Source organism: Archangium violaceum Cb vi76 (assembly GCF_000733295.1).
GTDB lineage: Bacteria > Myxococcota > Myxococcia > Myxococcales > Myxococcaceae > Archangium > Archangium violaceum.
In genome coordinates this window covers 20,854-37,203 of sequence record NZ_JPMI01000161.1, presented here as the reverse complement: position 1 = coordinate 37,203, position 16,350 = coordinate 20,854, and the positions used below count along the sequence as shown (strand labels likewise).

18 protein-coding genes and 1 pseudogene are annotated in these 16,350 nt (G+C 70.7%); 11 read left to right on the top strand and 8 right to left on the bottom strand.

The genetic code is table 11. The features are described 5' to 3' along the window. Nucleotides 1-61: 61 nt before the first annotated feature. Nucleotides 62-559, bottom strand: a complete 498-nt coding sequence (locus tag Q664_RS23560; protein WP_043399837.1) for a hypothetical protein — start codon at nt 557-559, stop codon at nt 62-64. Nucleotides 560-863: 304 nt separating this feature from the next. On the opposite strand from Q664_RS23560, the gene Q664_RS23555 reads away from it, so the two are divergent. From Q664_RS23555 to Q664_RS23545, 4 genes and pseudogenes are all read left to right on the top strand, one after another. After that, nucleotides 864-1,739, top strand: a complete 876-nt coding sequence (locus Q664_RS23555) for a lysylphosphatidylglycerol synthase domain-containing protein (RefSeq protein ID WP_043399834.1) — start codon at nt 864-866, stop codon at nt 1,737-1,739. A 197-nt stretch (nt 1,740-1,936) separates the two neighbouring features. After that, nucleotides 1,937-2,071 (top strand): annotated as a pseudogene (locus tag Q664_RS63120) (transporter substrate-binding domain-containing protein); the annotation flags it as partial. A 377-nt stretch (nt 2,072-2,448) separates the two neighbouring features. Then, nucleotides 2,449-2,838, top strand: a complete 390-nt coding sequence (locus Q664_RS23550) for a hypothetical protein (protein ID WP_043399831.1) — start codon at nt 2,449-2,451, stop codon at nt 2,836-2,838. A 172-nt stretch (nt 2,839-3,010) separates the two neighbouring features. After that, nucleotides 3,011-4,912, top strand: a complete 1,902-nt coding sequence (locus Q664_RS23545; protein WP_052518560.1) for a glycoside hydrolase family 15 protein — start codon at nt 3,011-3,013, stop codon at nt 4,910-4,912. A gap of 10 nt (nt 4,913-4,922) precedes the next feature. Here the strand turns inward: Q664_RS23545 and Q664_RS23540 are convergent, their stop codons facing one another. Further along, nucleotides 4,923-5,264: a hypothetical protein gene (locus Q664_RS23540; protein ID WP_043399828.1), complete on the bottom strand. Its 342-nt coding sequence runs from the start codon at nt 5,262-5,264 to the stop codon at nt 4,923-4,925. Nucleotides 5,265-5,678: 414 nt separating this feature from the next. Here Q664_RS23540 and Q664_RS23535 point away from each other — a divergent pair, with 414 nt between their 5' ends. From Q664_RS23535 to Q664_RS23525, 3 genes are all read left to right on the top strand, one after another. Beyond that, on the top strand, nt 5,679-6,206 hold the full coding sequence (locus tag Q664_RS23535; protein WP_043399826.1) for a pyridoxamine 5'-phosphate oxidase family protein: 528 nt from the start codon (nt 5,679-5,681) through the stop codon (nt 6,204-6,206). Between the two features lie 122 nt (nt 6,207-6,328). Continuing rightward, nucleotides 6,329-7,519 (top strand): cysteine desulfurase-like protein, encoded by a 1,191-nt coding sequence (locus Q664_RS23530; protein ID WP_043399823.1) that lies wholly within the window; start codon nt 6,329-6,331, stop codon nt 7,517-7,519. A gap of 28 nt (nt 7,520-7,547) precedes the next feature. After that, nucleotides 7,548-8,015 (top strand): nucleoside deaminase, encoded by a 468-nt coding sequence (locus Q664_RS23525; protein ID WP_043399820.1) that lies wholly within the window; start codon nt 7,548-7,550, stop codon nt 8,013-8,015. Here Q664_RS23525 and Q664_RS23520 read toward each other — a convergent pair. Genes Q664_RS23520 through Q664_RS23500 form a run of 5 tightly spaced genes read right to left on the bottom strand, consistent with a single transcriptional unit; the run spans nt 7,948 to nt 11,682 of the window. Further along, nucleotides 7,948-8,706 carry a lycopene cyclase domain-containing protein gene (locus Q664_RS23520; protein ID WP_235216841.1) on the bottom strand — a complete coding sequence of 253 codons (759 nt, stop codon included), beginning with the start codon at nt 8,704-8,706 and terminating at the stop codon, nt 7,948-7,950. The two genes, Q664_RS23525 and Q664_RS23520, sit on opposite strands and share 68 nt — an antisense overlap. A gap of 7 nt (nt 8,707-8,713) precedes the next feature. Beyond that, nucleotides 8,714-9,622 carry a prenyltransferase gene (locus tag Q664_RS23515; RefSeq protein WP_043399817.1) on the bottom strand — a complete coding sequence of 303 codons (909 nt, stop codon included), beginning with the start codon at nt 9,620-9,622 and terminating at the stop codon, nt 8,714-8,716. Continuing rightward, nucleotides 9,619-10,344, bottom strand: coding sequence for a hypothetical protein (locus Q664_RS57965; protein ID WP_052518559.1), 726 nt, complete (start codon nt 10,342-10,344; stop codon nt 9,619-9,621). The genes Q664_RS23515 and Q664_RS57965 overlap by 4 nt, the downstream gene beginning before the upstream one ends. Beyond that, a complete protein-coding gene (locus tag Q664_RS23505) occupies nt 10,341-11,276 on the bottom strand; it encodes a prenyltransferase (protein WP_043399814.1) in 936 nt (311 codons plus the stop codon). The genes Q664_RS57965 and Q664_RS23505 overlap by 4 nt, the downstream gene beginning before the upstream one ends. A 46-nt stretch (nt 11,277-11,322) precedes the next feature. Then, nucleotides 11,323-11,682 (bottom strand): helix-turn-helix transcriptional regulator, encoded by a 360-nt coding sequence (locus Q664_RS23500; RefSeq protein WP_043399810.1) that lies wholly within the window; start codon nt 11,680-11,682, stop codon nt 11,323-11,325. A gap of 264 nt (nt 11,683-11,946) precedes the next feature. On the opposite strand from Q664_RS23500, the gene Q664_RS23495 reads away from it, so the two are divergent. Further along, nucleotides 11,947-12,423, top strand: a complete 477-nt coding sequence (locus Q664_RS23495) for a hypothetical protein (protein ID WP_043399807.1) — start codon at nt 11,947-11,949, stop codon at nt 12,421-12,423. Here Q664_RS23495 and Q664_RS23490 read toward each other — a convergent pair whose 3' ends face one another. After that, complete coding sequence (locus Q664_RS23490) at nt 12,424-13,719, bottom strand: CapA family protein (protein ID WP_043399804.1); 1,296 nt, start codon at nt 13,717-13,719, stop codon at nt 12,424-12,426. 223 nt (nt 13,720-13,942) lie between these two features. On the opposite strand from Q664_RS23490, the gene Q664_RS23485 reads away from it, so the two are divergent. Genes Q664_RS23485 through Q664_RS23475 form a run of 3 tightly spaced genes read left to right on the top strand, consistent with a single transcriptional unit; the run spans nt 13,943 to nt 16,254 of the window. Next, a complete protein-coding gene (locus tag Q664_RS23485; RefSeq protein ID WP_063934742.1) occupies nt 13,943-14,749 on the top strand; it encodes a hypothetical protein in 807 nt (268 codons plus the stop codon). Beyond that, complete coding sequence (locus Q664_RS23480) at nt 14,746-15,666, top strand: DUF3396 domain-containing protein (protein ID WP_084610287.1); 921 nt, start codon at nt 14,746-14,748, stop codon at nt 15,664-15,666. The genes Q664_RS23485 and Q664_RS23480 overlap by 4 nt, the downstream gene beginning before the upstream one ends. A 42-nt stretch (nt 15,667-15,708) precedes the next feature. Continuing rightward, entirely contained in the window at nt 15,709-16,254 is a 546-nt protein-coding gene (locus tag Q664_RS23475) for a glutathione peroxidase (protein WP_235216840.1), read from the top strand. Nucleotides 16,255-16,350: the final 96 nt, after the last annotated feature.

Sequence of the window (16,350 nt, the reverse complement as noted above, 5' to 3'; positions counted from 1 at the left end):
GCGCCTGCCCGACGAGAAGACCCGGGCCCGCATGGTGGAGCACCTCGGCCCGTAGCCGTGCTCAGGCCTCGATCTGCGGCTCGAACACGAGCTCGCCCTTGAGCGTGAAGATGAGGCCGGTGCCCAGGTCCCCCTCCTCATCATCCCGGCCGTGCTCGAGCTGCTGCGCGTCCTCGTCCCACTGGCCCACGTAGTACTCGCCACCGGCCGCCATCCACGCCCTGTCCTCCGCCACGAGCGTCTCCACCGTGTCCCCCTTGTCGCTGGTGGCCAGGTAGACGCTCCACTCCACGCCGTCCTCCTTCATCTGGGACACCACCTCGGCGAGCTCCTCGTCCTTGGGCGTGGCGCCCTCCTGCGCCGGCGTCACCTTCCACTTGCGCTCGTCCGGCTTGGGCTTCTGCGCCAGCCAGCCGCGCACCAGCGCCAGCATGGCCTCCTCGGCCTTCTCCTGCAGCCCCTTCATGCTCGCGGGCAGGCCCACCTCGTCCAGCGCCATCAGCGCCGTCTCCAACTGGATGGCCTTCATGGTCCACTCGTTCATCGCCGTACGCAGCATCGCCGTCCATCTCCTCGGGCCAGGTGCGGCCCGCACTCCGACTGCCGGGGCACGTCCCGCGGGCAGGGCGCTGCCCCCTATCACGTTCCCTCCCCACGTGGGGCCCCTCCTCCACCTCCGACTCCCGTCCAGGTGCCCCGTCCACCCCCCAACGCGAGCCTCCGTCCGCGGAGCGCGTCCCAAAGGCGGTCGCCAAGATGCGGAGCACTGCGCACCTTTACGGACATCCGCCGCTGACGGGCTGGAGGGGGAGGGGCGTATGGGGGCAGGCGAGCGACAGGAATGGAGCCTGGGTGCTCTGACCATGCCCCTGGGAGCGCGGGCGCTGGCGGTGCTGCACCCGGTGTGCGCGGTGTTGGGCGTGGCCCTCCTGGCGATGCTCGTGCAGCGCGCGGGCGCCGAGGAGCTGGGGCGGGAGCTGTCACGTGCGGCGCCGTGGCTGCCCCTGGTGCTGCTGCTCGAGGTGGCGCGCCTGTTGCTGGACGCGCTGGCCACCCGGGTGGCGTACGGCAGCCGGGCGCGGGAGGTGCCCTGGCGCTGCATGCTCCGGGCGCAGCTCATCGGCACGGCGGTGTCCAGTGTGGCGCCCACGGGACGGGCCTCGGGCGAGGCGGCGAAGGCGGCACTGCTCGGCCAGTACACGGGAGGCGCCACGGCCCTGGCGGCGGCGGCCACCTCGCAGGCGGCCTCGCTGGTGTCCGGTGGCCTCCTCTGCCTTCTCGGTGCCTTCGCGGCGTACCTGCGCACGGGGGCCTCGTGGCTGACGCTCGTGCTGGGCGTGCACGCGCTGGTGCTGCTGCTCATGGGCCTGGGCATGCACGCGGGGGTGAAGGGCCGCACACCGCCACCGGCCCGGGCACTCCTGGCCGCCCTCCTCGGCCGGACGCTGCAGGTGGTGCAGTACGGCCTCCTGGCCATGGCGGTGGGCATCGACACCACGGCGGTGGAGGCGCTCATCGCCCAGGGGCTCCACCTGGTGTCCCTCGCGGTGGGCGCCCTGGTGCCCGGTCAGCTCGGCGTGAGGGAGGGCGCCTTCGCGCTCTCGGCAGGAGCCTTCGGCACCACCCCGGCCCGGGCCATGTCCATCGCGCTGCTCGCCCACGGCACGCAGGGGCTGTTCGTCCTGATCGGCTCGCTCACCCCGCTGGTGTGGAAGGTGCGCCCCCCGGGACGGCCATGACCCCGACGGCCGGGCACCAGGGGGTACACCGCGCCCCCTCGTGACCAGAGCCCTGCTCCCCGGCCGCGTCCCGTCTGTCTTCCCACCCTCGCGCAGGAGGCACCCGAGCCCCGGGGACTCGAGGCGGTGCGGGCCCGCGGCGAGCTGCCGTGGGGCGCGGACGCGCAAGGGGGCGCCCCCTGCGTCTTCCAGATCCCATGGACCCCAACCGCCTCATCGGCTTCGAGGTGGACCTGGCGGAGGCGCTCGCCGCGAGGCTGGGCGTGCGCGCGCGGCCGGTGCTCGGCCCCTGGGACTCGCTGTTGGAGCGGCTGGCGCGCGGCGACTTCGACGTACGTGCGCAAACGCCTTCCCGGCGCGGCCTCGGCCACGCTGGACGGAGTCCGTCCTCGTGCTGGACCACGGCCACCTCGTCGAGCAGGGCCCGCCCGCGCAGGTGCTGGACGCGCCGCGCCACGAGGCCACGCGCCGGCTGCTCGCCCAGGCCAATGACTGACAGCGTCATATCAGTCACCGCCCAAGTCGAAAATTGCCCCAGAATTGCACTACGCGTAAAACTGGAATTCTCGTGGAATTCGGGGCACCCTGCCGCCGCCTTTCACGAAGGCACTGACTCGCGGAGGTGCTCGTCCAGGCCTCCCCTCCTCCAGGCCTCGCGTGTTGAGCCCGCCTGGAGGCTCCACCCCCTTCCCAGAATGGGAGCAACCTCATGAACTCGCCGACGCTGTTCCGCGCCGTGGCCGCCGCTGGTCTGTCGCTCGCCGTTGTCGCTTGTGGTCCCCAAGAGGAGTCGTCCTCCACCGAGATGAGCGGGATTGCCGCCGTCGAATCGCCAGTCGCCCAGCAGGGGCTGAGCCCGGACCAGGCGCGCGCCGCGGCGGCCGCCGTCTCCGGAGGCACCACGGATGAGGACGTGGTGCTCGGCATCACCTACGTCCGTCCCCACGCGGTCCGCCCCCTGCGCGCCGCCTACGCGGTGCCCGTGACGTGGACCGACGGCAACGGAGTGCTCGTGCGGGAGCTCATCTACGTGGATGTGCTCGACGGCTCGGTGCTGCTCCGGGAGCAGCTCGCCGAGAGCACGGGCTCCACCTACTGACGACCCTCACCCCGGCCCTCTCCCAGAGGGAGAGGGAGAGGAGTGCTCGCTTCCCCGCCTGGAGCCTGAGCACACCGGGACCGGCCGCGCTCCGGTCCCGGTTGCAACGGCTCCCCTCCGTACTCAATGACGAGGGAGGCCGCTCATCCTGGAGCGGCTCCCGGGAGACGGAATGCGGCAGCGGATCGACGACTACGCGTTGTTGGGAGACTGCCACTCCGCCGCCCTGGTGGGCCGGGATGGCTCCATCGACTGGGCCTGCTTCCCCCGGTTCGACTCGCCCGCGGCCTTCTGCCGCATCCTGGACGTGGGCCGGGGCGGCTCCTTCCGGGTGAGCCCCGAGGGCCCCTCCCAGTCCACCCGCCGCTACCTCGACGACACCAACGTGCTCGTCACCACCTTCACCACGCCGGGTGGCGTGCTGGAGGTGACGGACTGCATGCCCGTGCGCACCGGCATGTCCCACAGCCCCCGCACGGGGACGCGGCACGCGCTGCTGCGGCGGCTGCGCTGCGTGGGCGGCACGGTGCGGGCGCGCGTGGTGGTGGCCCCACGCTTCGAGTACGGCGCCTTCGTGCCACGCATCCGCCTCACCTCGCCCCAGACGGCGGAGCTGGTGGGCGGCGCCGACGCGCTCTGGGTGACGGCCACGCGTCCGCTGGTGGCGCACGACAATGCCCTGCGCGCGCACTGGTCCATGCGGGCCGGAGACGAGGCCTGGGTGGAGGCGGCCTGGACGCCCTCGCTCGTCGAGCGTGGCCCGGCGGAGATGCCGGACCTCACGGCGATGCGGCGCCGGCTGGAGCGGACGGTGGCCTTCTGGCGCGAGTGGATTTCCCACTGCGCCTACGAGGGCGAGTACTCCCACGTGGTGCGGCGCTCGGCGCTGGTGCTCAAGGCGCTCACGTACGCGCCCTCGGGCGCCATCGTCGCCGCCCCCACCACGTCCCTGCCCGAGGAGCCGGGCGGCGTGCGCAACTGGGACTACCGCTACACCTGGCTGCGCGACACCACGCTCACGCTCATCTCGCTGATGCTGCTGGGCTACCAGGAGGAGACGCTCGCCTTCCAGCGCTGGCTGGCGCGCACCAGCGCGGGCCGGGCCGAGGACGTTCAAATCATGTACAGCATCCGCGGCCACCGGCTGCTGCCCGAGGTGGAGCTGACGCACCTGGAGGGCCACCGGGGCTCGCGGCCGGTGCGCGCCGGCAACGGGGCGGTGAAGCAGCTCCAGCTCGACGTCTTCGGGGAGATACTGGAGGGAGAGTGGCTCTTCTCGAAGATGGGCCGGCGCATGTCGCCGAGGAACTGGGAGTTCCTGCGCGGACTGGTGGACAACGTGTGCGAGCGCTGGCGTCAGCCGGACCAGGGCCTCTGGGAGGTGCGCGACGAGCCCCGGCACTTCATCCACTCCAAGCTGCTGTGCTGGGTGGGGCTGGACCGGGCCATCCGCATCGCCCGCGCCCGGAAGCTTCCGGCCCCGGTGGGGCGCTGGGTGCGCGAGCGCGCGGCGGTGCGCGAGTACCTGCTGAAGGAGGGCGCGCGCCACGGGTGGTTCCCCCAGTCGGTGGGCTCCGACGTGCCGGATGCCTCGGTGCTGCAGTTGCCGGCGTTGGGCTTCCTCCCGTCGGCCCACCCGCTGGTGGGCCGCACGGTGGACGTGGTGCGCCAGCGGCTGGAGAAGGGCGGGCTGCTCTACCGCTACCACGCGGCGGACGGACTGAGCGGCGGCGAGGGCACCTTCCTGCTGTGCTCCTTCTGGCTGCATGACGTGCTGGTGCACTCGGGCCGGACGCGGGAGGCGGAGGAGCTGCTGCGCTACCTGCTGAGCCTGGCCAACGACGTGGGCCTCTACGCCGAGGAGGCGGTGCCGGGCACGGGCGAGGCCATGGGCAACTTCCCGCAGGCCTTCACGCACATGGCCCTGGTGGCCTCGTGCGCGCAGCTCTCCGCGGGCCGGAGCTTCCAACTGCCGAGGGCGGGCGCGTACGACTACGCGGACTTCGCGCTCACGTACCACCTCGGCCGGCGCTCCATGTTCATGTCCCACTTCTCGTGGGAGGCCGTGCAGTGAGCGCCGTCCGCTAGTACCCGAGGCTCGGGTCGTACCGGGGCGCCGTCAGCGAGGCCACCACCAGCTCCGTCACGTCCCTGCCCCCATGCAGGTTGGTGGAGAGGCATGCCGGCGTGTAGATGAAGCCCCAGGGAATGCCCCACCACCCGAGGAGCAGCGACAGCAGCGTGTAGCCGAGACTCAGGCCGAATGTCCCCTGCCCGGCCCTGACGAAGTAGACGTCCGAAGAGCGCCTCATCGTCGTGACGAAGAAGGAGACGCAGTACTCGAACACGACGAATCGTCCACCGCGTCGCAGCTCATCCTGCACCTGCGCTGTGGACAGGCCTTCCATCCCCTGGATGCCAGCCATACAGCCCCCCTGTCCGGAATTGCGGCCACGGCCGCGAAGAACAGAATGGCAGCCTACATGCTGCCCACCCGGCTGCACAGCGACACAGAGAGAGGGAGAAGCGCGACCACACGAGAAGAAACAGGCATTCAACAAGCTACGAATCCCATGCACTGGGAAACACTCTCTCGCGTGAAGCCCGGTACTCTCGCAGTCCGATAAACCCCCGTGCACGGCCGTGGCTGTCTTCAGGGTTGTTGTCTGGCAGACAACACGCGGGGGTGTTGCCTGGGGAGCAACACGCGCTGCGTACGCAGGGTGCGCGGTGGAGACAACCCGTCCCCCGGGCTCCCCTGGTGTGGGGACGGGAGGGCGGAACCGGTGTGCCTGTCACGCCCGCCGGCCCTGCTTACCGTCAGCACACGGGAGGCAGGAATGGCCACGAAGAAGACGGACAAGAAGGATCCTGTCGTGCACCTGGGCGAGCTCATCCACGGCATCAAGGTCGCGATGATGACGACGGTGGAGGAGGACGGGACGCTGCGCAGCCGGCCCATGTGGACGCACGACCGGGACTTCGACGGGCAGCTGTGGTTCTTCACGCGGGAGCACTCGCCCAAGGTGGACGAGGTGGAGCGGGACAGCCACGTGAGCCTGTCCTACGCGGACACGGCGAGGGACCGGTACGTGTCGGTGAGCGGCGTGGCCCGGCTGGTGCGCGACAAGGAGAAGGCGCGCGAGTTGTGGAACCCCACGCTGAAGGCCTGGTTCCCGCAGGGCGTGGATGACCCCGAGCTCGCGCTGCTGTGTGTCACGGTGAACAAGGCCGAGTTCTGGGACACGCCCAACAAGCGCATGGTGCAACTGGTGGGCTTCGTGAAGGGCGTGCTCACCGGCGAGCCGTACCGCCCCGGCGAGAACGAGAAGGTGAACCTCGACGAGTCCGGCGCGGCGATTCACTGAGCGCCCGCGTTGAGCATGCTCCGAGTGCCCGTGGATATCCCCTCTCCCTCTGGGAGAGGGAGCATGCGCAACCCGGCCGCTCGCGAGCAGCCGGAATCGCGGGCGGCTATGCTGCGCGCCCCATGACTTCCCCCTTCGCCGAGCACTTCCCCGCCTTGCGGTCGGGTTTCAGCTACCTCGACAACGCCGCCGGGGCCCAGGTGCCCTCGCACACCATCGACGCCATCTCCCAGTTCCTCATCCAGGGGAGCTGCAACGTGGGCCAGCCCTACCCGGCCTCCGTGCGCGCCACCGAGGTGAAGGCCCAGGCCCGCGCCGCCACCGCCGAGTTCCTCGGCTGCCGGCCCGAGGAGGTCATGCTCGGCACCAGCGCCACCGCGCTCACCTTCCAGCTCTCGCGCGCCTTCTCCCGCCTGCTCCAGCCCGGGGATGAAATCATCATCTCGGAGCTCGAGCACGAGTCCAACGCCAGCCCGTGGCGCTGGCTGGAGACCCAGGGCGCCGTGGTGAAGCCGTGGCGCGCCCGCTGGCCCGAGGGGCGGCTGGAGCTGTCCGACCTCCGCGCCCTGCTCACCGCGCGCACCCGGCTCGTCGCGGTGACGGCCGCCGCCAACTCGGTGGGCACCGCGCCCGACGTGACCACCGCCGCCACGCTCGCCCATTCCGTGGGCGCCTGGCTCATCGTCGACGCGGTGCACTCCAGCCCGCACCAGCTCCCGGACGTGCGGGGCTGGGGCGCGGACTTCGCCGTCTTCTCGCCCTACAAGGTCTTCGGCCCGCACATGGGCTGCCTGTACGTGCGCCAGGAGCTGCTGCCCCGGCTGCCCGCGGACAAGCTGTGGTTCGTCCCCGAGGACAGCCCGCAGAAGTTCGAGCCCGGCACCGCCAACCACGAGGGCCTCGCGGGCTGGCTGGGGACACTGCGCTACGTGCGCGAGGTGCTCGGCGGCGGGCAGCCCGGGCGGGCCGGACTGGAGCAGGCCTTCCGCCGCATCGAGGCCCTGGAGCGTCCGCTGCTCGAGTCCACGCTGGAGCGGCTGCGCGCCCACAAGCGCGTGCGCCTGTACGGCATCCCCGAGCCCAAGGGCCGCGTGGCCACCTTCTGCTTCAACGTGCAGGGCGTCCCACCGCGCGCAGTGGCCGAGCACCTCGCCCGGAACGGAGTGGGCGTCGCCGCGGGCCACTACTACGCCACCCTGGCCATGCAGGCGCTGGGCCTCATGCCCGAGGGCGCGGTGCGCGTCTCGCTGCTGCACTACAACACACTCGCCGAGGTGGACCGGCTCCTGGCCAGCCTGGACACGCTACCCTGAGCGCCATTCCCGAAGCAGGAGGACACGGATGCAACCGGAGGAATCGCGGCACCTGAAACAGTCCATCGACCTGGCCCGCCGGGCCCGCGAGCGGGGGAACCACCCCTTCGGCGCGGTGCTGGTGGACCGGAACGGGCGTGTCCTCCTGGAGGGAGAGAACACCGTGGTGACGGAGCGGGACTGCACCGGCCACGCGGAGTCCAACCTCATGCGCGAGGCCACCCAGCACTACGCCCCCGAGCAGCTCGCCGGCAGCACCCTCTACGCCAGCACCGAGCCCTGTGCCATGTGCGCGGGCGCCATCTTCTGGGGCGGAGTGCGGCGGGTCGTCTTCGCGCTCTCCTCCGAGCAGCTGGGCCAGTTCACCCGCCCGGACGAGCCCTCCCTGCGCATGTCCTGCCGCGACGTCTTCGCCCGCGGCTCCGAGCCTACCGAGGTGGTGGGCCCGGTGGAGCTGCCGGAGGCCCGCGCGGTGCACGAGGGTTTCTGGACGTAGGCTCACCCCAGGGGAGCGGCGCGAACGCGAACCGGAAGGCCCAGGCCGGGAAGGCCGTCGCCACCAGGCCCGCGCCCGCTCCGTACAGCAGCTCATCCCACGGCACCCCGAGGAAACGGCCGGGCAGCAACAGGCTCGGCCGCCACGTGCGCTCGAAGACACCGGGCACCAGCCGCGCGAAGAGCAGGCACAACCCCAGGTAGATGACGCACGACACCACCGCTCCCAGCAGGCTCGGGAGCACCAGCTCCGGGCGTCCCACCAGCACCACCCCGGTGCACACCCCCATCGCCGCCACCGCCGCGTAGAGGATGGGCACGCCCACCGCGAGCAACAGCCCCGTCAGGGCCAGCATCGCGGCAATGCCTCCCACCGCCCGCCACCAGGGCCTCGTCCCCTCGCCCCGGGGCACCACCGTCCGGCGGAACGCCACCGCGTAGGCACACGAGGAGAAGGCCCCGAGCCCGGCGACGAAGAGCACGTCCTCCACGCCAAAGCCAATGCGGTCCGCCAGGCCAAAAAGGAAGCGCGGCGTCCAGTACTCCGGATAGAACAACCCCTCGGTGGCCGCGAACGGGAGCGAGGCCAGCACCGCCCTCCGCATCAGCCAGCGCAGGTCCGCGCGCACGAGCCAGAAGACGGCGCCCGGCACCAGGAACAGCAGCGCCATCACCAGGAACTCATACGTCATGGCGCGCTCAGGGACTCGCCAGGGACACGAGGGGAATGGCGACCGTGGCCAACGTGGCGGTGATGGCGGCGGCGACGCGGACCTGGACGCGGAGGGAGCCGGGCGGCGCGGGACGCACCAGGGACACCACGAGCGTGGCCACCACCGGCACCAGCAGCCCCAGGCCCGCGCTCAAACCCAGGACACCGAGTCCCCACGGCGCCAGTGCCACGGTGAGGCCATTGAGCGCCACGATGGCCCAGGCGGCCCGCTCACCGCCCACGCGCGCCGGCAACGTGAGCTTGCCGCTCTCCCGGTCCGAGGGCTCGTCGGGGAGCGCGGTGGCGATGGCGCAGGCGAGGTGCGTGGGCAGCAGCAGCGCGACGAGCGCCCACGGAAAGCGCCCCGGCTCCCCGCCCTGCGCGACATACCCATAGAGCGGCAGCACCCCGGCGACGCCCACCATCTGCAGCAGCTCGCCACCCCCCCGGTAGGAGAGCCGGAACGGCGGATAGCTGTAGGCCCACAGCAGCCCCAGCGCCGCCACCGCCAGCGGCACCAGCAGCGGCGAATCCCGGAGCAGCGCCAGCCCCACCGACAGCACCAGCATCGCGCCCGCGCACACGACGGCGGCGAGCCCGAGCGCACGCGGCGAAAGCCTGCCCTCCACGAGCACGCGGGAGCCGCCGGAGAAGAGGGTGGCCGTCTGGTTGCGGCGATCCGTCTCCTGGTCCGCCCAGTCATTGGCGTAGACGATGAAGAGTTGGTCGAACACCCCGAAGAGCTGCACGGCCACCAGCGTCCCCACGTCCAGCCCCCCGCCGCGCGAGTGCACCGCGACGAACTGCCCGAGCAGCAGGGGGAGCGCGAGGTACGACTGCGAGGGCAACCGCGAGGCCTGGAGCCAGGCCCGGAGCGTGCCCCTTCCGGCCTTCACGAGGTGGCCTCGCGCGCCAGCCCCAGACGCCGGGCGGCCTCGGTGCGCAGGTCGGTGAAGGGAAGGTCCCAGCGGCAGTCCCCATCGAAGCGCCAGGCCTTCACGGGGATGAAGTCCGCCTGGGCCAGCACCTGGTGCAGGTGCGCCTCCTCGCGAGGCTCCCGGCAGAAACCGAAGGGGTTGCGGAACTCCTGGCCCTGGAGCTTGCCGTACTTGTCGTCGTTCTCGGCGATGAGCTCCACGAGCGTCTGGAGCCGGCCCTCGAGGTAGTCGAAGAACGCCAGGTCGAAGGGGCCGATGGCCGCGCGCTTCTCCGGCTGGCGCACCACCCAGCGGGCCCAGTCGTAGCCGTACAGGAAGTCATGGGCGTAGCGGAAACGCAGCTCGGACTTGTTGCCGAAACCCCGGCACAGCGTCACCACCCGGCGCGCGAAGCCGAGCACCTCCTCGGGCCCGCCGGCGTTCCACATGCGGCAGGCCAGGAAGTCCAGGTCCCAGAAGATGTTCTCCGGGAAGTCATCCGCGAGCGCCCGCACCACGTTGCCCAGCCCCTGGGCGAAGGCCCGTGCCTTGTCCTCGCGGGCCTCACCGTCCATCAACCGCGCCGCCAGCTCCACCGGCAGCAGCGCGCGCGGCCGGCGCGTGTCGAGCGAGGCCGCCTCTCCCACCAGGAGTGACAAGGGCTCCAGCCCGGCGAGGATGTCTTCTGGAAGTCCTTTCACTTCCACCCTCCCAGCCCCGCGGCGAGCACCCCTACCGACAGCGCGAACGTTCCCCACCAGATGGCTCGGTGGAGCTCCGCCTTGTAGGCCGATTGCGCACCAAATGCATTCGTCACCGCGGACGGGCTCCTCCTCACCAGACGCACGCCGAAAGGTAATGCGAGCCCCACCGCCGGCACCACCACGGCGAGGGGCGGTGCGTCCTCGGCCAGACAGGACGCCGCGAGCCAGAGGAGCAACCCCACTCCCAGCCACACCTCCGCGCCCCGGCGGGCCACCGCGTTGCCCCACACCGTCGTGAAGGTGCGCTTGCCCCCGGCGCGATCGCTCTCCTCGTCGGACAGCCCGCTGGCCAGGGCGCTCGACAGGGACAGTGCCAGCAGGCCCGGCGCCAGCGCCACCCACCCCGCGGGAGCCCACTGGCCGCACTGGGCATACACATGCAACGTGGGAAGCACACCGCCCACGCCCACCATCTCCAGCAGCTCGCCCCCGCCCCGGTAGTTGAGCCGCAGGGGGGGCAGCGTATAGGCGACGAACACGAGCAGGCCCAGCGCGGCGAGCGGCGGCAACAACGGCCGCCCCAGCACGGCACCGGCGCCCCACGCCAGCACCAGCGCCACCGCACCGGCCCCGAGGCCCGCGACGAGCACCGCCCTGGCGGGGAGGATGCCGTCCGGAATCGTCTTCGGCGAGCAGCCCTGGGGGAACATGCGGCGCTTGAGGGTGTCCACCTCGCGATCTCCCCAGTCGTTGAGCAACACGATGAAGGAGACGTCGGCCACCATCCACAGCACGCCGAATACGAGTGCCCCCAGGGACAGGTGGCCCGCGGCGGCGGCACCCACGGCCTGACCCAACAGGGCGGGCACGAGCACCTTCGGCCAACTCGCCGGCTTGAGGGCGTACCACCACCGCCGCGCCTCCAACATGGCCAACCTCTCCAATCAGGTCGGTCGAGCCGTCCCGACCTGGGGCTCAGCGCGTGAGCGCGGTGGCGATGACGTTGAGCACCTTGAGTTGGGCCGGGGACAGATTGCGCAACGAGCGCGAGAGCCGCCGCAAATCCGGGGAGCGCTCCTCCTTGGCGGGCAGCGAGTCCACCCACGCCGTCACCTCCGAGTGACTCAGGCTCAACAGCGTGTCGGAGGGAATCTTCAGGACGATGCTCAGCCGTCGGAGGGTGGGGACGCTGGGCATCATCCCCCCGCGCTCGATGCGGCCGTAGACACCCGGGGCCAGACCCACCTTCTCGGCCGCCTCCGCCTGGGTGAGCCCCGCTCGCAACCGGGCGGCGCGCGCCGCGGCCCCCAGGGCGAGGGCCAGCTTGTCATCCATGCGCTGCTGCGACGGGGGCGGAGGGGTGCGTTTCGAGACCATGGTGCGTGACGTCCAAAGAGACGTTGGAGGACATTACCCGAGAGGCCAACCCAAGCCTAGGGACTTGCTTCATGGGTCGTGCAAGCCCCCCCAACCAGGGGCGTCCCCTCTCCTCCGCGCGGACGGGGAGCGCCCGGGAGGGCAAGCGCCTCCTGCGGGCCACCCACTCACGTGCCCACGTTCTGGTTTCAAGCAGCCCATCTCCTGAAAGGAGCTGGAACGATGGCCGGAAAGACGACGACGCGACTCATGCTGGCGGGAGTGCTCGCCGGTTCCGTGGCCCTGGGCGCGGGATGCACGCGCGCGGAGGCCGGGCCCCACCCGCAGGATCTCCTCCAACAACAGCAGCAGCAGCAGGACGAGGGCACCACCACCCAGGACCAGACCGGTACCGGTGGCGCGGGTGACACGAACACGCAACAGCAGGACGAGGGCACCACGCAGGACGACGTCCTGAACGAGCCCGGCACCGGTGGCCAGGTGGGCCCGGGCGGCATCGACCCGGGAAGCACGGACGAGGACGTCCTGGATGAGCCCGGCACCGGCGGCGCGGGCAGCACCGGACAGGACGACGTGCGCGACGAGGACGAGGGCGTCCTCCAGCCGGGCATGAACGACGAGGGGCTCGACCACGACGAGGGTCAGGTGGACGAGGACACCCTTTCCCCGCCGGGCGCTCGCCCACAGCCCCAGGAGTAGCTAACCCGCGGGACGCCTCCCGGGCTCCGCCGGGCCCACGTCGGAGCCGGGAGGCCGGGTGATGCGCAGGATGAGCTCGCGCCGGTACCGGGCCATGTCCAACCGGCGCTCGAGCGCGGTGCGCTCCTGGCGGACCTCGCGTGGCTGGGTGAGGGCGCGGGCCGAGAGCGCCAGGAGCCGCTCGTTGATGGCCCGCAGCTCCTCGTCGAGCAACACGGGCTGGATGTGGCGCGGCACCCGGTTGCGGCCGAGCGCGACGTAGTGGTTGTTCTCGATCCACACCGGCAGCACGGACACGCCCTCGAGCGACACGGGCGCGCCCGGCCGCGGACGGGTGAGCGAGAAGCGCAACAGCACGGAATCGCGCTTGCTGCCATCCGCCTCCCCCGCCCGGCGGTGGACGTAGTGCCGGTCCTGGTTGGCGATGAGATTGCCCAGCGAGAAGGCCACGAGCGTGTCCCGCCCGGAGGAGGAGGTGCGGTACGACTCGATGGGCTGCAGCACGTGGGGATGGTGGCCGATGATGGCGAGCGCGCCGGCCTCCAACAGGGCGCGGGCCAGCTTGCGGTCCTCCGGGTGGGGCGTGTGCGAGTACTCGGTGCCCCAGTGGACGGCGACGATGAGCGCGTCACAGCGCCGGGCCGCGGCCCGCACCAGCTCCACGGCCGCCTCGGGGGAGTGCCAGCTCCCATTCACCTTGCCGCGGTAGGGCACGTAGGCCACATGGGGCGAGGTCTCCGGTTCCATGGGATTGCGGGCACCGTTGAGCCACCGGGTGAAGGACAGGAAGCCGATGCGCATCCCACGCTTCTCGACGATGAGGGGCTCCCACGCGGCGGCCTCCGAGGGGCCCGTACCGACGCTCCTCAGGCCAGCCTCGGCCAGGTGCTTCCACGTGGCCTCGGCCCCCGCGCGGCGCTGGTCGAAGACATGGTTGTTGGCGGTGGAGACGACGTCCACCCCGGCGGCGGCCAGCGCGTGCAGCATGGCGGGCGGCGCGTCGAAGAGCAGGGGCGCGGTGCGGGCGAGCGGATTGCCGGTGCTGGGCGTCTCCAGGTTCACCATGGCGACGTCCGCCGCGCGCAGCACGTCGGCGAGGGGCCCGAAGACATGATCCCAGCCCTCGTGGTTGATGGAGCGGGCGGGGCCGGCATCCCCGGAGTCGGAGCGGGCGTGGTCCGCCGCGGCCTCCTTCACCTCACCATGGGGAATGACATCTCCCCCGAAGACGAGCTCCACCCGCTCGGGGGGAGCGGCATGGAGCAGGGACACGAGCAGGAACGCCTGGACGAGCACGCTCGCATGCTACCCAGGCAATCGGCTCGGAGGACAGGCCCCCCCCCGCCTCCACGCCTTGACGGACGGGTCCCACCCTCACGAGGTGTCTCCGCGTCCGTTGAAAGGGCTGGGCCCGAGGGGAGACGGACCCGAGTGCATTGACCCGGCCCGCGCTTCCGCCAGACTCGCGCGCACGGTTTCCCTCGCACGGCCTCTCACCACCCACGTCATCACAGGGCACATGAATCACCTCTCCTCCACACGTCGGCACGGGCCCACGCTCCGGCGGAAGTACGGAGCCGCGCTCGCCAGCGTGCTGCTCCTGACCTGCCAGGCCTCCGCGCAGTCCCTCGACTCGGCCTCGAGCGCCTGCCGGACCCAACCGGCCCTGTGCGCCCGCGTAGCCGGAGAGGAGACCGTCATACCGCAGGCAGCCCAGCGCCTGGCCGAGTTCGGCGCATCCGTCACCGCGGTCGCGGTGGTACTGAATGAAAAGCACCAGCAGGAACTCGAACAGAAGCTGACCCAGTGCGCCAACATGGCCCGCGAGAAGGTGCTCCGCCAGCACATGGGGGGCAGGAGCCCCACCCCGGCGGAGTGCCGCGAGACGAAGGAGTTCGGAGGCAGGGTGAGGACGCGGGCCATGTTCCTTGGCGAGGAGATGCACAAGGTGGCGCTCGCGTGCGCGGAGCTGGAATTGGGCGCGCTGAGACCAGGCGGCTTCAGCCGGGAGCCGCGCTACCGCTACAACACGGACACCCGGCAGCGCGAGTTGATCAGCCCGGAAAAGGAGGAGGCGCTGCTGGAAGGGGGCTGCTACAGCGAACTGCGCGGCACCATCAAGCCAGACATCGTCATCCACGCGGGCAATCCGCTCTTGCCTCTGCGCGTCTATGACTTCAAGTTTCCATGTGAGAACAAGGATTCAGTCCCTTGGTGCAAGTATAAAAAAGGGCCTCATGCGGGCCGATGGCAAAACGAGGTGTACCAGGAAGCCCTGGGGGTTGAACCCAAGGAAATCCTCCCCTGGGTGGGAGTCATGCCATGAACGAGCATCGTCCACGTATCCGTGTCTATGGACCGGCCGGCTACAGCATCCTCCGAGACAGTCTGAGCCTCTGTTTCTACATCCGCCACCCCCACCCGGTGATCATGAGGGGAGTGCTTCAGTCATTGGAAACCTACCTGAGTGCGGTAGGGCCAGGGGCGCTCGGCACATACGTGGATGACGATGGATACACGCAGTTGCTCGATGACTCCGGGTGGAAGGAGATCCGGCGTGAGCTGCTCGAGGACGAATGGCCCATGCTCGCGCTGCGCGACGATGACTCCAACCGCGAGGACCAGTACGGTTTCGACTATTCTGGCAAACCGCTCGGCACCCCCGCCCCCTCATTGGACGGCGAACCGGATGCGTCGTGCATGGTGGGCTTCTGGCTTCCCACCGAGTACCTCGAGGAGCACGGTCCAGACCGGCTGCGTGAGCTGGCGCTGCAATTGGCCGCTCCTCTGCCCTTCTGCTTCGGGCAGGTGGGCCTCGCCTTCAGGGGCCAGCTGAGCCTGATCGGCATGCGGAGGAAGGTCCGAGAGCAGTGCTTCCGATACCCGGGCATGGACATCCCGGATCCGAGCTGGCATTCGTGGAAGCTCGGCACGCGGGTACGCGGCCCCTCCTGGCTCACCTTCCTGGGCCAGCCCGTGCTGGGTGAGCTGGGCGGCGCTGCGGGCCTCCGCTCGCGCCTGTCCTCACCGGGCACCACCATCCAGGAGCTGGAAGGGGAGCGCGCCGTCATCACGCTGGGCCCCTGGCCAGAAGCAGGGGACACCGAGCAGGGCCAGACGCTCCCCGCCTACCGGGAGCTGGCGCGCGTCCTGGAGCCCTGGCTCTACCAGGAGCATCGCGACTTCGGGTCCGACTTCCCTCCCGAGGATCTGCGCCGATGGGAGCGCCGCTTCCTCGATTAGCGGGCCGAGCAACGCACTACCGCTTCAGGCATCCTGGGGGGCATGTCCAACCGACTGATTTCCCTCACCGCGGCCGTGCTCCTGCTGGGCACCGCCGCCGTCTCCGCGGAGCGTGCGATGTCCTTCCATGACTTGCAGTCCAAGCAGCTCAACGGCCAGCCCCTCAACCTCTCCGAGTACAAGGGCAAGGTCGTGCTCGTGGTGAACACCGCCTCCGAGTGCGGCTACACCCCCCAGTACGCGGGCCTCGAGAAGCTCTGGGGCGAGTACAAGGCCAAGGGCGTGGTGGTGCTCGGCATCCCCTCGAATGACTTCGGCGGCCAGGAGCCCGGCACCTCCGAGCAGATCGCCAAATTCTGCGAGCTCCGCTACAAGGTCACCTTCCCCATGCTCGAGAAGGTGAAGACCAAGGGCGAGGGCCAGTCCCCCATCTACGAGTTCCTCGCGCGCAAGCACGGCGAGCCCAAGTGGAACTTCCACAAGTACGTGGTGGGCAAGGACGGCCAGGTGCGCGCCGCCTTCCCCAGCTCGGTCACGCCGGAGAGCAAGGAGCTCAAGGGCGCCCTCGACAAGGCCATCGCCGAGTAGTCCGGGCACCAGCCCATTCCACTCGTCACCGGTGACCAGTGAAACGGGGCGGGTCCATTCCACTCGTCACCGGTGACCAGTGAAACGGGGCGGGTC

Excerpts from the sequence above, each read along its gene's own strand:
- Q664_RS23560 (WP_043399837.1), bottom strand. The coding sequence starts at position 559 with ATGCTGCGTACGGCGATGAACGAGTGGACCATGAAGGCCATCCAGTTG.
- Q664_RS23545 (WP_052518560.1), top strand. The coding sequence starts at position 3,011 with ATGCGGCAGCGGATCGACGACTACGCGTTGTTGGGAGACTGCCACTCC.
- Q664_RS23535 (WP_043399826.1), top strand. The coding sequence starts at position 5,679 with ATGGCCACGAAGAAGACGGACAAGAAGGATCCTGTCGTGCACCTGGGC.
- Q664_RS23550 (WP_043399831.1), top strand. The coding sequence starts at position 2,449 with ATGAACTCGCCGACGCTGTTCCGCGCCGTGGCCGCCGCTGGTCTGTCG.
- Q664_RS23480 (WP_084610287.1), top strand. The coding sequence starts at position 14,746 with ATGAACGAGCATCGTCCACGTATCCGTGTCTATGGACCGGCCGGCTAC.
- Q664_RS23525 (WP_043399820.1), top strand. The coding sequence starts at position 7,548 with ATGCAACCGGAGGAATCGCGGCACCTGAAACAGTCCATCGACCTGGCC.
- Q664_RS23500 (WP_043399810.1), bottom strand. The coding sequence starts at position 11,682 with ATGGATGACAAGCTGGCCCTCGCCCTGGGGGCCGCGGCGCGCGCCGCC.
- Q664_RS23540 (WP_043399828.1), bottom strand. The coding sequence starts at position 5,264 with ATGGCTGGCATCCAGGGGATGGAAGGCCTGTCCACAGCGCAGGTGCAG.
- Q664_RS23520 (WP_235216841.1), bottom strand. The coding sequence starts at position 8,706 with ATGACGTATGAGTTCCTGGTGATGGCGCTGCTGTTCCTGGTGCCGGGC.
- Q664_RS23485 (WP_063934742.1), top strand. The coding sequence starts at position 13,943 with ATGAATCACCTCTCCTCCACACGTCGGCACGGGCCCACGCTCCGGCGG.
- Q664_RS23495 (WP_043399807.1), top strand. The coding sequence starts at position 11,947 with ATGGCCGGAAAGACGACGACGCGACTCATGCTGGCGGGAGTGCTCGCC.
- Q664_RS23530 (WP_043399823.1), top strand. The coding sequence starts at position 6,329 with ATGACTTCCCCCTTCGCCGAGCACTTCCCCGCCTTGCGGTCGGGTTTC.
- Q664_RS23475 (WP_235216840.1), top strand. The coding sequence starts at position 15,709 with ATGTCCAACCGACTGATTTCCCTCACCGCGGCCGTGCTCCTGCTGGGC.
- Q664_RS23505 (WP_043399814.1), bottom strand. The coding sequence starts at position 11,276 with ATGTTGGAGGCGCGGCGGTGGTGGTACGCCCTCAAGCCGGCGAGTTGG.
- Q664_RS23555 (WP_043399834.1), top strand. The coding sequence starts at position 864 with ATGCCCCTGGGAGCGCGGGCGCTGGCGGTGCTGCACCCGGTGTGCGCG.